Source organism: Deltaproteobacteria bacterium (assembly GCA_005879795.1).
Taxonomy (GTDB): Bacteria; Desulfobacterota; Binatia; order DP-6; family DP-6; genus DP-6.
Genome location: VBKJ01000044.1, coordinates 4,242 through 17,814 on the forward strand (window position 1 = coordinate 4,242; position 13,573 = coordinate 17,814).

The 13,573-nt window shown below is 73.1% G+C and carries 12 protein-coding genes and 1 pseudogene; 4 read left to right on the forward strand and 9 right to left on the reverse strand.

The window, feature by feature from the left end; translation table 11 throughout:
- The coding region (locus E6J59_02115) for a transglutaminase domain-containing protein (protein TMB23351.1) at nt 1-543 on the forward strand (543 nt) is incomplete at its 5' end.
- 68 nt (nt 544-611) lie between these two features.
- On the opposite strand, the gene E6J59_02120 is transcribed toward E6J59_02115, so the two are convergent.
- Together E6J59_02120 and E6J59_02125 are read right to left on the reverse strand one after the other, a co-directional pair.
- Nucleotides 612-1,001 carry a prepilin-type N-terminal cleavage/methylation domain-containing protein gene (locus E6J59_02120; GenBank protein ID TMB23342.1) on the reverse strand — a complete coding sequence of 130 codons (390 nt, stop codon included), beginning with the start codon at nt 999-1,001 and terminating at the stop codon, nt 612-614.
- Between the two features lie 176 nt (nt 1,002-1,177).
- A complete protein-coding gene (locus tag E6J59_02125) occupies nt 1,178-2,617 on the reverse strand; it encodes a sigma-54-dependent Fis family transcriptional regulator (GenBank protein TMB23352.1) in 1,440 nt (479 codons plus the stop codon).
- A gap of 108 nt (nt 2,618-2,725) precedes the next feature.
- Here E6J59_02125 and E6J59_02130 point away from each other — a divergent pair, with 108 nt between their 5' ends.
- A complete protein-coding gene (locus E6J59_02130) occupies nt 2,726-4,924 on the forward strand; it encodes a response regulator (GenBank protein ID TMB23343.1) in 2,199 nt (732 codons plus the stop codon).
- Nucleotides 4,925-4,927: 3 nt separating this feature from the next.
- Here the strand turns inward: E6J59_02130 and lpxC are convergent, their stop codons facing one another.
- The 7 genes from lpxC to E6J59_02165 all read right to left on the reverse strand — a co-directional run bounded on the left by lpxC (nt 4,928) and on the right by E6J59_02165 (nt 11,931).
- On the reverse strand, nt 4,928-6,208 hold the full coding sequence (gene lpxC, locus E6J59_02135; protein TMB23344.1) for a UDP-3-O-[3-hydroxymyristoyl] N-acetylglucosamine deacetylase: 1,281 nt from the start codon (nt 6,206-6,208) through the stop codon (nt 4,928-4,930).
- Between the two features lie 20 nt (nt 6,209-6,228).
- Complete coding sequence (locus E6J59_02140) at nt 6,229-8,544, reverse strand: HAMP domain-containing protein (protein TMB23345.1); 2,316 nt, start codon at nt 8,542-8,544, stop codon at nt 6,229-6,231.
- Between the two features lie 165 nt (nt 8,545-8,709).
- On the reverse strand, nt 8,710-8,925 hold the full coding sequence (locus E6J59_02145; protein TMB23346.1) for a DUF2905 domain-containing protein: 216 nt from the start codon (nt 8,923-8,925) through the stop codon (nt 8,710-8,712).
- 81 nt (nt 8,926-9,006) lie between these two features.
- Nucleotides 9,007-10,056, reverse strand: a complete 1,050-nt coding sequence (gene ruvB / locus E6J59_02150) for a Holliday junction branch migration DNA helicase RuvB (GenBank protein TMB23347.1) — start codon at nt 10,054-10,056, stop codon at nt 9,007-9,009.
- The gene (ruvA, locus tag E6J59_02155) at nt 10,053-10,643 is read right to left on the reverse strand and encodes a Holliday junction branch migration protein RuvA (GenBank protein TMB23348.1); all 591 of its coding nucleotides are present in this window, start codon (nt 10,641-10,643) and stop codon (nt 10,053-10,055) included. Before ruvA ends, ruvB begins: the two co-directional genes overlap by 4 nt.
- Nucleotides 10,640-11,146 carry a crossover junction endodeoxyribonuclease RuvC gene (gene ruvC / locus E6J59_02160; protein TMB23353.1) on the reverse strand — a complete coding sequence of 169 codons (507 nt, stop codon included), beginning with the start codon at nt 11,144-11,146 and terminating at the stop codon, nt 10,640-10,642. Before ruvC ends, ruvA begins: the two co-directional genes overlap by 4 nt.
- Before the next feature lie 35 nt (nt 11,147-11,181).
- The gene (locus tag E6J59_02165; GenBank protein TMB23349.1) at nt 11,182-11,931 is read right to left on the reverse strand and encodes a YebC/PmpR family DNA-binding transcriptional regulator; all 750 of its coding nucleotides are present in this window, start codon (nt 11,929-11,931) and stop codon (nt 11,182-11,184) included.
- A gap of 95 nt (nt 11,932-12,026) precedes the next feature.
- Here E6J59_02165 and E6J59_02170 point away from each other — a divergent pair.
- Together E6J59_02170 and E6J59_02175 are read left to right on the forward strand one after the other, a co-directional pair.
- Nucleotides 12,027-12,419, forward strand: a pseudogene (locus E6J59_02170) (septal ring lytic transglycosylase RlpA family protein).
- 317 nt (nt 12,420-12,736) lie between these two features.
- Nucleotides 12,737-13,573: hypothetical protein (locus E6J59_02175; GenBank protein TMB23350.1), on the forward strand; the 837-nt coding region annotated here is incomplete at its 3' end.

Here is a 13,573-nt window from a genome sequence, read left to right on the forward strand (position 1 = left end):
TACGACTGGGTCTACGACCACATGCAGTACGACAAGTCGGTGCCCGGGTGGGGGCTGGGTGACGTCGCGTACTGCCTCAAGGTGGGCAAGGGGAACTGCACCGACTTCCACACTCTGTTCATCGCGCTCGCCCGCGCGAGCGGCATCCCGGCGCGCTGGAACATCGGCTTCCCGCTCGCCTACGGTGACGGCACGGCGGGAGCGCCGCAGGAGGTGAAGGGCTACCATTGCTGGGCGGAGTTCTACGCCCCCGGGGCCGGCTGGGTGCCGGTCGACATCTCGGAGGCGCGCAAGCACCCCGAGCTGAAGGAGTACTTCTTCGGCGCGCTGTCGGGGAACCGCGTGCTGTTCACACGCGCGCGCGATGCGCCGCTCGAGTCCGACGGCACGGGCCGGCGGCTCAACTACTTCATCTACCCCGTGGCGCGGGCCGACGGGCAGGATGTCTCGAGCGAGTGGACGTTCCGCTACACGGACGAGCCGTCGGCCGCGCACGCGTCTGTCCGTGGCGCTGATCCGCTTTCGGGTCCCGTACTGAGGTAGCGCGAGCGTGAAATGAAGCGCCGGCGGGAACCGAGGAGCGGTTCCCGCCGGCGGAGGGGCAGGATCGACTAGGAGCAGACCAGGTTCGGGCTCCCGGCGGCCGGGTTGCTTCTCCAGGTGCAGCCGGTCGTGTAGCTCATGCTCGGGTGGGTCGTGGTGACCGAGAAGTTGGTCGCCGTGCCCGTCGAGTTGCAGACCACGCCGCCCGAGCCGTTGAAGCCCGGCAGCGTGCTGCACGCGCCCGAGGAGTACGTGTTATTGTCCACGAAGTACGCCTCCTGGGCGGTGGCCGCGTTGCGGGCATCGGACGCGACGCGGGCGTTGAAGCCGCGCGAGCGATACGCGGCGAACTGCGGGATCGCGATCGCGGCCAGGATGCCGATGATCGCCACTACCACGAGCAACTCGATCAGTGTGAAGCCCTTGGACCGTCTCCGGCCCGCTTTCTGTGTGCGCATGGATTCCTCCTCTTTCCGGGGCGCGGTGGGCGGCCCCGCTCGTCTCCGTGTGCACGCGGCGTGCCGGCCGGAAAGCGCGGGATCCTCGTGACCCGGCCGGGGGACCTTCGGGGCATCCTGCCCCACGCCCCGCGGTCGCGCTCGCAGGCGCGTGATTCGCCGCGCATTTTCGGCCGTCATGGATTTCGGCCGGCGCCATCGCGTGGACGCCGGTCTCGGGCCCGCTCGGCTCGGGCGTAGTGCTCGAGCTTGCGGTAGAGCGTCTTGCGGTCGAGGCCGAGGACCTGCGCCGCCCGCGTCCGGTGCCCGCCGGCCGCCTCCATCACGCGCAGGATGTAGCGCCGCTCGACCTCTTCGAGCGTGACCAGCTCCTCGGGATCGCCGCCCGGGACCACCGGGGGTGGTGGGCGGCGGGCGCGTATCCTCTCCGGCAGATCGTCCACCCCTATGCGCTCGCCGCCCGCCAGCGCCACCGCCCGCTCCATGCAGTTCTGGAGCTCGCGCACGTTCCCCGGCCAGGCGTAGGCGAGGAGCCGCTCGGCCACCGCCGGGGAGAGGCCGCGCACGGGCTTTCCCATCTGGCGGGCGTAGTGGTCGACGAAGCGCTGGGCGAGCAGCAGGATGTCGCGGCCGCGCAGGCGCAGCGGCGGCAGCTCGATGCGGATGACGTTCAGCCGGAAGTAGAGGTCCTCGCGCAGGCGTCCCTCCTCGAGCGCCGCCTCGAGATCGCGGTTGGTGGCCGCGACGATGCGCACGTCGACCGCCACCTCGTGATCGGCGCCGACGGGACGCACCGCGCGCTCCTCGAGTGCGCGCAGGAGCCGCGGCTGGAGCGGCCGCGGCAGATCGGCAATCTCGTCCAGCAAGAGCGTGCCCCCGTGCGCCTGCTGAAAGAGGCCCGCCCGCGCGTTGTGCGCGTGGGTGAAGGCCCCGCGCGCATGGCCGAAGAGCTCGCTCTCGAGGAGCCCCTCCGGTATGGCCGCGCAGTTGACCGCGACGAACGGCCCGGCGCTCCGCCGGCTCCGGCGGTGGAGCGCGCGCGCGACCAGCTCCTTGCCCGTACCGCTCTCGCCGGTAACGAGCACCGTCGCATCGGAGGAGACGACGCGCTCGAGCAGGTCGTAGACTCGCTTCATGGGCGCGCTGGCGCCGAGCAGCTCGCCGAAGCCCTCGGCGTCGTCCACCACGCGGCGCAGGCGCTCGACCTCCGAGCGCAGGGCGCGGTGCTGCACGGCGCGCTCGAGCGCCACCGCCACCGCGTCGACCTCGATCGGCTTGGTGACGAAGTCGTACGCCCCCGCCCGGATGGCGGCGATCGCCGCCTCGAGGGTGCCGAACGCCGTCATCACCACCACCGGCACGTCCGGGCGGCTGGCGACGATGCGCTCGCACAGCTCGAGCCCGCTCATGCGCCCCATCTTGATGTCGGTGAGGACGGCGTCGACCTCGGCGGTGCCGAGGCTGTCGAGGGCGGTCTCCGCGGACGTGGTCCACGCCACCTCGAACCCCCGCCCGGCGAGCCGCGCCTCGAGCAGGGCGCACACGTCCACGTCGTCGTCGACGACCAGCACGCGGCCGCGCTCGGGCCTCAAGATCCTCGCCTCGCCGTCCGACATACCCAGGGTCACATGCACCGCTTCCGCCGGCAGCGCCCCGCTCGCGCCGCACCCATGATCCTGAAGGTCGGCAAGTCGGCGAGGAATCTTCAGCCGCCGGGCTGACCCATGCGCTTCTCGGTCGAGGACGCGATCGCCTCGGGGCTGTGGGTCGCGCTGGGCACCCTCGCCCTGCTCTCGGCCTCGGACTACTGGAGCACCAGGACCTTCCTCGCCACCAGCGAGGGGGTGAACCACGCCCACGAGGTGGTCGAGCAGCTCGACCACCTGCTCGCCGAGATGACCGACGCCGAGACCGGGCAGCGCGGCTATCTCATCACCGGCTCGGTCCGCTACCTCGCGCCCTACGAGCAGGCGACCGCACGGATCGCCGACACCCTCCATTCGATCCGCGTGCTCACCGCGTCGGACTCCGCGCAGCAGGAGCGGCTGGACCGCCTGGTGCCGGAGGTGGCGAGCCGTCTCCTGCTCATGCGCGAGACGATCGACCTCTACGACCGCGAAGGCTTCGAGGCCGCGCGCCAGAAGGTGCTGACCGACCGGGGCAGACGGGTCATGGACGACATCCGCAAGCTGGTCGGCGAGATGGACCGGGCGGAGCGGACCGTCCTCCTCGACCGCGGCTCGACGGCGCGCACGAGCGCCCGGCTCACGCTCGTCGTCCTCCTGGTCGGTGACGTGATCGCGTTCGGCCTGGTGGGATCGTCCTACGTGATCGCCATGCGCGGGCTCGGGGAGCGGCGCCGCCACGTCGCCCAGGTCGAGGAGGGGCGCCGGGGAGCCGAGCGGCAGGCGGCCGAGCTCGCCGCGCTGGCGCGCGACCGCGACGAGGCGCGGCGCGCGGCGCAGGAGGCGTCGCGACTCAAGTCCGCGTTCCTCGCCAACATGAGCCACGAGATCCGCACTCCGATGACCGCGCTCGTCGGCTATGCGGAGCTGCTCGGCGACGCCGACCTGGCGCCCGCGGAGCGGGCCGAGTGCCTCGCCACCCTCCGCCGCAACGGCGAGCACCTCATGGCGATCGTCAACGACGTCCTCGACCTCTCGAAGATCGAGTCGGGGCGCATGACGGTGGAGCGGATCGCCTGCTCGCCCTTCGCGCTGGTGGCCGAGGTGGCGGAGCTGCTGCGCCCGCGCGCGGCGCAGGAGGGGCTCGCCCTGGAGGTCCTGTACCGCGGCCCCGTGCCGGAGACCGTCGAGAGCGACCCGACGCGGCTCCGCCAGATCCTCCTGAACCTGGTCGGCAACGCGATCAAATTCACGCCGGCGGGCAGTGTCCGTCTCGAGGTGAGCCTGGAGGAGGCCGGGCCGTCCCGGCGCCTGCGCTTCGACGTCGTCGACACCGGAATCGGACTCAGCGCCGAGCAGCAGGCGCGCCTCTTCACCCCCTTCTCGCAAGCCGACACCTCGACCGCGCGCCGCTTCGGGGGCACGGGGCTCGGGCTCGCGATCTCGAAGCGCCTGGCCGGCATGCTGGGGGGCGACCTCCAGGCCCGAAGCGCCCCCGGGGGGGGCAGCACCTTCACGCTCACCATCGAAGTGGGCTCGCTCGACGGCGTCCGCCTGCTCGACCGCCCGCCCGCCGGCCCCGCTCGGGCGCCGGCCGCCGACCAGCCCCTGTCCCTGCACGGGCGCGTGCTGCTCGCCGAGGACGGCCTGGACGCCCGGCGCCTGCTCGCGCGCCACCTCCGCGCCGCCGGCGCCGAGGTCGAGACGGCCGAGAACGGGCTCGTCGCGTGCGAGCTCGCGCTGCGAGCTGCCGAGGCCGGAGGAGCCTACGACCTCATCCTGATGGACATGCAGATGCCCGAGCTGGACGGTTATGCGGCGGTCGCTCGCCTGCGGGCGGCGGGCTACCGCGGCCCGATCGTCGCCCTCACGGCGCATGCCCTCGAGGACGAGCGCCGGAAGTGCCTGCGCACCGGGTGCGACGGCTTCGCGACCAAGCCGATCCTGCGTCGTGCGCTGATCGAGGTCGCACGCTCCTACCTCGCGCCCGCCGGCGGGCCGCCCGTGGTGAGCACCCTCGCGGCCGATGCCGAGGTCGCCGGCGTGCTCGACGGCTTCGTCCGCCGCCTGCCCGAGCGCCTGGGCGCCATGGAGCGCGCCCTCGGCGGGCGCGACCTGGGGACGCTCGCCGACCTCGCCCACCAGCTGAAGGGCGCCGCGACCAGCTACGGCTTCCCCACGATCACCGAGGCGGCCGCCCAGCTCGAGGCGGTGGCGGCGGCACGGGGCGAGGTGGAGCGTGCGCTCGCCGCGCTGGCCGACGTCTGCCGCCGCGCGGCGGCCGCCCCGCCGGCCTGACGCTCACGCCCCCTTGAGCGGCGGCACCCCGAAGCGCGCGCGCAGCACCCCGAGCAGGGCCGCGTTGTCCGAGTGCCCCGTCATGCGCGCCACGACGCGGCCCCGGATCGGACGCCCGAGCAGGTAGAAGTCGCCGAAGATGTCGAGGATCTTGTGGCGCACGAACTCGTCGGGGAAGCGCAGCGGCGCGTTCACCACGCCCTCCTTGCCGACCAGGATGCAGTTGTTCAGCCGCCCGCCGTTGGCGAGGCCCATCTGCTCGAGCTGCTCGATCTCCTCCACGAAGCCGAAGGTGCGCGCCGGGGCGATCTCGCGGCGGAAGGCCTCGGCGTCGGTGAAGCGGAAGGCGAGCTCCTGGCGGCCGATGGGCGGCGGGTAGTCGAGGACGTAGTGCACCTCGAAACGATCGGCCGGCTCGATCGCGATGCCCTTGCGCGCGGGGTCGTCGGAGCCGACGGCGTAGCGCTGGTCGACGACCAGCTCCTCGACCGTGGCCGGCTGATCCACGAGCCCGCCCTCGTCGAGCAGCGCGCACAGCTCGAGCGCCGAGCCGTCGAGGATCGGCACCTCGCCCTGCATCTTCACGAGCAGGTTGGTGACGCCGGAGGCGTGCAGGGCGGCCATCAGGTGCTCGACCGTCCTGGCCACCATGCCGCCCCGCACGAGCGTGGTGGCGTAGCCGGTCGAGTCGACGTGATCGACGAGCGCGGGGACGGTCTCTCCCGAGAGGATGCTGCCGAAGACGATGCCGCTGCCCGGAGGGAGCGGCTGCAGGATGAGCCCGGTGCGCGCGCCGGAGTGGAGCCCCTGCCCGTTCACCAGCACGCTCCGGCCGATCGTGCGCTCGGGAAAGCGCCGGGCGGGCGCGACCCGTGGCGCGGCGCCGGTGGCGGCCGGCGCCGCCGTCTCGGCGGGCGCGGCGCTCGTCCCGAGCGCGCGGCCGACCACGCTCAGGAGCGCATCGAGGGGGAAGGGCTTCTCGAGGAAGTCGAAGGCCCCGAGGCGGATGACGCGCACCGCGGTCTCGATCGTGCCGTGCCCCGAGATGACGATGATCGGCACGCCCGGCGCCTGGTTGCGCATGCGCTCGACCAGCTCGATGCCGTCCATCTCGGGCATCCAGACGTCCACGATCGCCAGCCGCGGCGCGACGTGCTGGAGCAGCTCGAGGGCGCGGCGCCCGTCCGGCGCCTCGAGCACCTCGAACCCCTCGTCGGCGAGCACCCCGCGCAGGGTGTGCCGGATGTTCTCCTCGTCGTCCACCACCAGGATCGTCTCGGACATCCCTCACCTCCACCCCGACGTCAGGCGCCGGCGTACGCTCCGTGCTGGGCGCGCGCCGCGAGCTGCGCCGCGCGCCGGCGGACCGGAAACTCCATGACCAAGCGGCTGCCGCGCGGGAGGTTGTCCCGCACGCGGATGAACCCGTTGTGGTCCGCGACGATCACGGAGACGATGGCGAGCCCGAGCCCGGTGCCGTCGGGTTTGGTCGAGAAGTAGGGCTCGAAGAGTCGCGCCTTCACCTCGGGCGTCATGCCCGCGCCGTCGTCGGCGATCTCGAGCCGAACCACGTCGAGACCCTCGTCGTGGCGCGTCACCAGCTCGACGCGCGCGGGCTCGCCCGCGGCGGGCTCGCGCCGGCGGGCCTCGGCGCACGCGGCCACCGCGTTGTCGAGCAGGTTGAGCAGCGCGCGCTTGATCCCCTCGCGGTCCAGCTCGAGCTCGGGCAGCTCGGGCGCGGGATCGAACGTGAAGGTGATCTCGCGATGGCCCTCGCGGAAGAGGACGAGCGCCTCCTCGACCAGACGGTTCAGGTCCTGCGGCGCGTGCGCGGCCGCCGGCAGGCGCGCGAAGGTCGAGAACTCGTTCACCAGGGCCTTCAACTCGTCGACCTGCTGGATGATGGTGCGCGTGCACTCGTCGAACACGGCGCCCTCGGGGCCGAGGCGGGCGGCGTAGCGGCGGCGGAGCCGCTGTGCCGAGAGCTGGATCGGCGTGAGCGGGTTCTTGATCTCGTGCGCGATACGGCGCGCGACCTCTCGCCACGCCTCCATGCGCTGCACGCGCAGGAGATGGCTCACGTCCTCGAAGAAGAGGACCAGGCCGCGCGGGCCCCCGTGCTCGGTCATGAGGCGCGTGCCGGTGAGCAGCACCGCGACCTCGCGCCCGTCGCGCGTGAGCTTGAGCTGCCGCTCGACGGGGCCGCCGCCGGCCTCGTTCGGCGCCAAGGGCGGGGGCAGCCCGCGCGGCGCCGGGACGCCGGCATGGAGCTCCGCCGCGAGCTCGCGCACGTCGGCGTAGCCGTCGCCGGCGAATGCGTCGTCGATGCACCGCCCCACCGATGCGGCGGCGCTCATGCCGAGGAGCGCCTCGGCGGCGCGGTTCATGGTGGTGATGCGGCCTTCGGCATCCGCCGACACCACGCCCGCCGTGATGTTGGCAAGCAGCGTCTCCAGGTAACGGCGGCGCGACTCGAGCTCGGTGCGGCTCGTCTTGAGCTCCGCGGTCATCCGGTTGAACGCCGTGACCAGGGTGCCGATCTCGTCCTCACCCTCGCCCTCGATGCGGTGGTCGAGGTCGCCGTGCGCGACGGCGCGCGTCCCCTCGGCCAGGCGCTGGATGGGCACCGTGATGCCGCGCGCCATGTAGAAGCCGAACCAGGTGGCGGAGAAGAGGACGACGATGGTCACCACCGCGAGCGTGATCGTGTAGTTGGTCTGGATGGGGCGGCGCTGGACCTTGAGGCGCAGGTACTCGTTGAAGGCGCGCTCGCTCTCGTCGCGCCGGACGACGACGCTGAAGGGGACGTAGGCGTCGACCACCACCACGCCGACCGTCTTCGCCTCGTCCCGGATGGGCACGGTGGCGCGGATCAGGTCGGCCTCGCCCACGCGGTCGATCAGCGTGGCCTCCTCGCCCCCGGCGGCGCGCCGGATCAGGTCCGCCAACGGCTCGGCGCCGATCCCTGCGGGCAGGTCCTCGCGCCGGCTGCGCGCGAGCGCCTGCCTGTGCGCGAACACCTCGACCAGATCGAGCTGGTACTCGGCGCGCCGCGCGTCGAGAAAGCGCTTGAGCGCTTCGCGGCGGTCGCGGGCGACGAGACCCTGCTCGCCGACCTGCGCGGCGAGCTCGCGTGCGAAGCCGAGCGCCGTCCCGGCCAGGTCCTGGTAGTAGGCGTGCGCCACCTCGAGCGCCCCCTCGAGCGAGCGCTCCACCTGGCCGTTGAACCAGCGCTCGATCGAGTTGCCGACGAACACGAGCCCGACCAGGAAGAGGAGCCCGGCGGGCAGGAGCGCGATCGCCACGAAGGCGCCCACCAGGCGGGTGCGGAGGTGCGACCCGAGAATCCGCCGCCGCCGCTCGAAGATGAGCTTGGCGATGTTCCGCCCGACCAGGAAGACGAGGAGGACGAGCAGGATCAGGTTCACGTCGATCAGGAAGATCAGCACCGCGTCGGTGCCGAGCGAGCCGCTGCCGAGGGACTGCGGGAGCCAGAACTGCGCGATCGCCAGCAACACGACGGCGACGATGATGCCGGCGATGATCCAGCCTTCGCGCCGGCGGCGGCGCACCTCGGGCGCGGGCCCCCAGGGGAGCGACGGATCGGACGGGCCGGGCATTTTGGACGGCGGATGGTAACGGCTGAGGGGGCCGAAGGCAAGCCCGCCGCGCGCCGGCAACGAAGCAACTAAGCTCCCGAAAAAGCGCGCGAAACACCCGGGCAGGGCGCGGCGCGAGTGGCGGCTCGGCCCCTCCGCGAAGGTTTCCGCCCGCTGGCGCGCGTGTCAGCGGCGCCTGAAGAGGTTCACGACGATGGTGAGGACGACGCTCAGCACGACGCAGGTGAGGAGCGGGAAGTAGAAGGTCACCGGTCCCCGCCGCACGACGATGTCGCCCGGCAGCCGGCCGAGCCACGGAATGCGGCCGGCGAGCATGAGCGCCGCCCCGAGCACCACCGCCAGGCAGCCGAGCCCGACCAGGACGCGACCCAGTTCCTGCATGGCGCCGAGCCTGCCTCAAGAGACTGCCGCCGTCGACCCCGCCCGGGGAGCGCCCGGCGGACGATCGGGACCGGGCCTACTCTAGGAGGCCGTGAAGAGCTTCTGCTGCGCTGCGCCGGGCGGCGGGGCGGCGGGGCTTCGGCCGAAGTGCGCGTAGGCGAGCGCCGTCGCCACCCGGCCCTTCGGCGTGCGCACCAGGTAGCCCTCCTGGATGAGGAACGGCTCGTAGACGTCCTCGATGGTGTCGCGCTCCTCGGCGACCGCGGCGGCGAGCGACTCGATCCCGACCGGGCCCCCCGCGAACCGGTCGATGATGACGAGCAGGAGCGCACGGTCCATCTTGTCGAAGCCCGCGTCGTCGACGTCGAGGAGGCGGAGCCCGTCGCGCGCGACGATGCGGTCGATCTTCCCATCTGCCCGCACCTCGGCGAAGTCGCGCACGCGCCGGAGAAGGCGGTTCGCGATGCGCGGGGTGCCGCGCGCGCGGCGCGCGATCTCGGCCGCCCCGTCGTCGTCGAGGGCGGCGCCCAGGATCGCGGCCGAGCGGCGCAGGATCCGCTGCAGGTCGTCGGTACCGTAGAAGTCGAGCCGGAAGGTCGCCCCGAAGCGGTCGCGCAGCGCCGAGGTCAAGAGGCCCGCGCGGGTCGTCGCACCCGCCAGGCAGAAGGGCCTGAGCGGCAGCTTGATCGAGCGCGCCGTCGGCCCCTGCCCCACCACCAGGTCGAGCTGGAAGTCCTCCATGGCCGGGTAGAGGGTCTCCTCCACGACGTGGTTCAGGCGGTGAATCTCGTCGACGAAGAAGACCTGCCCCCGCTCGAGGTTGGAGAGGATGGCGGCCAGGTCGCCCGGCCGCTCGAGCACCGGGCCGGCCGTCGCGCGGATGCCGACCCCGAGCTCGTTGGCGATCACGTGCGCGAGCGAGGTCTTGCCGAGGCCGGGCGGGCCGTAGAGGAGCACGTGGTCGAGGACGTCGCCGCGCGCGCGGGCCGCCGCGATCTGCACGCGCAGGTTCTCGCGGATCGACTCCTGCCCGACGTACTCGTCCAGCGTGCGCGGGCGGAGCGGGGCCTCGACCGCGAGGTCGTCGTCGAGCCGCTCGGGCAGGATCGGGCTCGGCGCGCGCCAGCTCATCCCGCGAGCCCCTGGAGCGCGGCCCGCACCATGTCCTCGAGCGGCGCGGCCGGCCGCTTGACGCGCTCGACCGCCCGCTCGGCCTCGGCGCGCTTGTAGCCCAGGTTGACGAGCGCCGACACGGCCTCGGCGAGGACGCCGTCCATCGCCACGGGGGTGCCGCGGCGCGGCGCGCCGGCGGCGAGCGTCGCCGCGCCCTCGCGGCACTCGACCACGATGCGCTCGCCGATCTTCTTCCCGACGCCGGGTATGGTCTGCAGGCGGGCTCCGTCGCCGCCCGCGATGGTGGCGAGGAGATCGCCGAGCGGCATGCCCGAGAGCACCACCAGCGCGGTGCGCGGCCCGAGGCCCTTCACCTTGCGGAGGAGGTGGAAGAGCGCCCGCTCCTCGGGGCGGAGGAAGCCGAAGAGCTCGATCGCGTCCTCGCGCACCTCGGTGTGCACGAGGAGCCGCACCGCGGCGCCCGCGGGTGGCAGGTCGGCGAAGGTCTGGAGCGAGACGTGGACGGCGTAGCCGACGCCGCCCACGTCGACCACGAGCCGCTCGGGACTCTTCTCGTCGAGCGTACCGGCGAGCGACGCGATCATGCCCGCGCTCCCGCGGCCAGCGCGGCCGCTACGCGGCGGGCGAGCGGCGCCCGGTGAAGATGGCAGAGGGCGAGGGCGAGCGCGTCGGCGGCGTCCGGCGCCGGGGGCCGCTCGAGGCCGAGGCGGAGCGCCACCCCGCGCCCCATCGCGCGCTTGTCCGCCTGGCCATAGCCGACCGTGGCGAGCTTCACGCTGGCCGGCGCGTACTCGGCCAGCACCGCGCCGGCCGCCCCGGCGGCCGCGAGCACGGCGCCGCGCGCCTCGCCCAGACGGAACGCGCTCTGCACGTTGCGCGCGACGAAGGCGCGCTCGAGGACGACGGCCGCCGGCTCCCACGCCGCGATCAGGCGGAGACACTCCGCATGCAGGCGCGCGAGGCGCGTGCCGAGATGCGCGGCGGGCGCCAGCACGATCGTCCCGCTCGCGACGTGGCGAAAACCCCCGCCGCACGCGTCGACCACGCCCCAGCCCGTCCGCCGGCTCCCCGGATCGATCCCGAGCACCCGCACGCCGCTCCCCCTCCCCGCCCCCCGGGGCGTCACGCCGACAGCCGCTCCAGCTCTTCCGCCGCGATGTCCATGTTGGACGAGACGCTCTGCACGTCGTCGTGGTCCTCGAGGGCCTCGAGCAGCCTCACCATGTGCTCGGCCTGCTTGCCGGAGATGGCCACCGTCGACTGCGGCAGCATGGTGACCTCGGCCGAGCCGACCGGCACCTTCGCCTGGTCGAGGGCCTCCTTCACCTTGTCGAACTGCTCGGGCGCCGTGATGATCTCGAGCAGGTCGCCCGCCTCCCGCACGTCCTCGGCGCCGCCCTCGAGCGCGACCTCCATGACGCGGTCCTCGTCCACACCGGCGCGCTCGACCGTGATGAGCCCGCGCTTGTGGAACATCCAGGCGACGGCGCCGGCGGCGGCCAGGTTGCCGCCGTGCTTGGTGATGATGCTGCGCACGTCGGCGACGGTGCGGTTGCGGTTGTCGGTGAGCGCCTGGACGAGGATCGCGACCCCGCCCGGCCCGTAGGCCTCGTAGGTGATCTCCTCGTAGGAGACGCCCTCGAGCTCGCCCGTGCCCTTCTTGATGGCGCGCTCGATGTTGTCGGTCGGCATGCTGTTCTGGCGCGCCGTGGTGACCGCGGTGCGCAGCCGCGGGTTCGCGTTGATGTCGCCGCCGCCCAGGCGCGCCGCGACCGTGATCTCCTTGATGAACTTGGTGAACAGCTTGCCGCGCCGCGCGTCCTTGAGCGCCTTCTTGTGCTTGATCGAGCTCCACTTGGAGTGGCCGGACATGGCGGGGTGTGGTCGAGTTACCACAAGCCTCCCGGCGAGTAAATCGCAAATACCAAGGAGGACGCGGTCTTGCGCGTGCGGTTCGTACGGCGATAATGCGCCCGATGCGGAGCGGGACGCGGTGGCGGGTGGCGCTCTGGCTGCTCGGCGCCGCGGGCTGCACGACATTCCCCGCGCCGGCCCCGCCGCCGATGACGAACGGCGTGCAGGTGGGTGTCGCGTCCTGGTACGGGCCGGGCTTCCATGGCAACCACACCGCGAACGGGGAGATCTACGACCAGTACGAGCTGACGGCCGCGCATCCCTCGCTGGCGCTCGGCACGCGCGTCATGGTGACCAACCTGGAGAACGGCCGCGCGGTCCAGGTCCGCATCAACGACCGCGGCCCGTTCGTCGGCGGTCGCGCCATCGACCTCTCGTATGCCGCCGCACACTCGATCGGCATGGTCGGTCCCGGCACGGTGCGCGTCCGCATCGAGGTGCTCGGCCCGGCGACGCTGGCGGCGACCGCTCGGGTCGCGGCCACGGCACCCTCGCGCCCGAGTCCGCCGGCGCCGCGCGACGTCCCCTCGGGCTCGTACACCGTCGAGATCGCCGCGCTCAGCGATCCCGACAAGGCACGGCACCTCCGCCAGGTGCTGGCGCGCCGCTTCCCCGAAGCCTTCGTCGCCCAACTCGCGGGCACGAGCGGACAGTACTATCGGGTCCGCATCGGTCCCTACCCGCTCCGCACCGCCGCGCTCGAGCGGGCCGAGCGGGTGGTGCGGCTCGGCTACCCCGCGATCATCGTGGACGAGAGCGCGCCGTGAGGCGCGCGGCCGGGCTGCTGGCCGCGCTGGCGCTCCTCGCCGGCTGCGCCTCGCGGCGCCTCGTGCGCCACGGCCAGGTGAACGAGGACGCGCTCGAGACCGTGCGCCACCGCCTCGTCGCGCTGCGTGGGCTCGCGTTCACGACTCCCGTGCCCGTGCTTGCGCTTTCGCGCGAGGGGCTCGGGGGCGTCGTCAGGGACGAGATCCAGGAGAGCTACTCTCCCGGCGACATCGAGCACGCCGAGGCCGTCTATACGCGCCTGGGCCTCCTCCCGCCGGGCACGCAGCTCCGCCTCGCGCTCGAGCGGCTCTACCAGCAGGAGGGTGCGGGCTTCTACGACCCGCGCACGAAGCGGCTGGTGATCGCCGAGAGCGTCCCGGGGGTGCGCAGCCTCGGGGCGAGCTTCCTCGGGCTTCTCACCGGCCGCGACCTGGTGAGCGAGTTCCTGGTCGCCCACGAGCTGACACACGCGCTCCAGGATCAGCACTATCACCTGCCCACCCGGCCGGAGCCGCTCCTCGACGGGCACGGCGACCGCGAGCTGGCGCGCCACGCGCTGCTCGAGGGCGACGCGACGCTCGCGGGTTTCGCCTACGTGCTCGGCCGGGAGCTCGACCGGGGCACCATCGAGCTGGTCGGGCGGCAGCTCCACGGCGTGCCCGCCGAGCTCGCGAAGAAGTATCCCGACCTGCCCGAGCTGCTGCGCGCCTCGCTCGCCTTCCAGTACGACGACGGGACGGCGTTCGTGGGCCAGGCCCTCGCCGCGGGCGGCTGGGCGGCGGTCGACCGCGCGCACCTGGACCCGCCCGAGTCGACCGAGCAGGTGCTCCAC

Coding starts and splice junctions, on each gene's coding strand:
- lpxC (TMB23344.1), bottom strand. CDS start 6,208: ATGTCCGAGACGATCCTGGTGGTGGACGACGAGGAGAACATCCGGCAC.
- E6J59_02165 (TMB23349.1), bottom strand. CDS start 11,931: ATGTCCGGCCACTCCAAGTGGAGCTCGATCAAGCACAAGAAGGCGCTC.
- E6J59_02125 (TMB23352.1), bottom strand. CDS start 2,617: ATGTCGGACGGCGAGGCGAGGATCTTGAGGCCCGAGCGCGGCCGCGTG.
- ruvB (TMB23347.1), bottom strand. CDS start 10,056: ATGAGCTGGCGCGCGCCGAGCCCGATCCTGCCCGAGCGGCTCGACGAC.
- E6J59_02120 (TMB23342.1), bottom strand. CDS start 1,001: ATGCGCACACAGAAAGCGGGCCGGAGACGGTCCAAGGGCTTCACACTG.
- E6J59_02145 (TMB23346.1), bottom strand. CDS start 8,925: ATGCAGGAACTGGGTCGCGTCCTGGTCGGGCTCGGCTGCCTGGCGGTG.
- E6J59_02130 (TMB23343.1), top strand. CDS start 2,726: ATGCGCTTCTCGGTCGAGGACGCGATCGCCTCGGGGCTGTGGGTCGCG.
- E6J59_02140 (TMB23345.1), bottom strand. CDS start 8,544: ATGCCCGGCCCGTCCGATCCGTCGCTCCCCTGGGGGCCCGCGCCCGAG.
- ruvA (TMB23348.1), bottom strand. CDS start 10,643: ATGATCGCGTCGCTCGCCGGTACGCTCGACGAGAAGAGTCCCGAGCGG.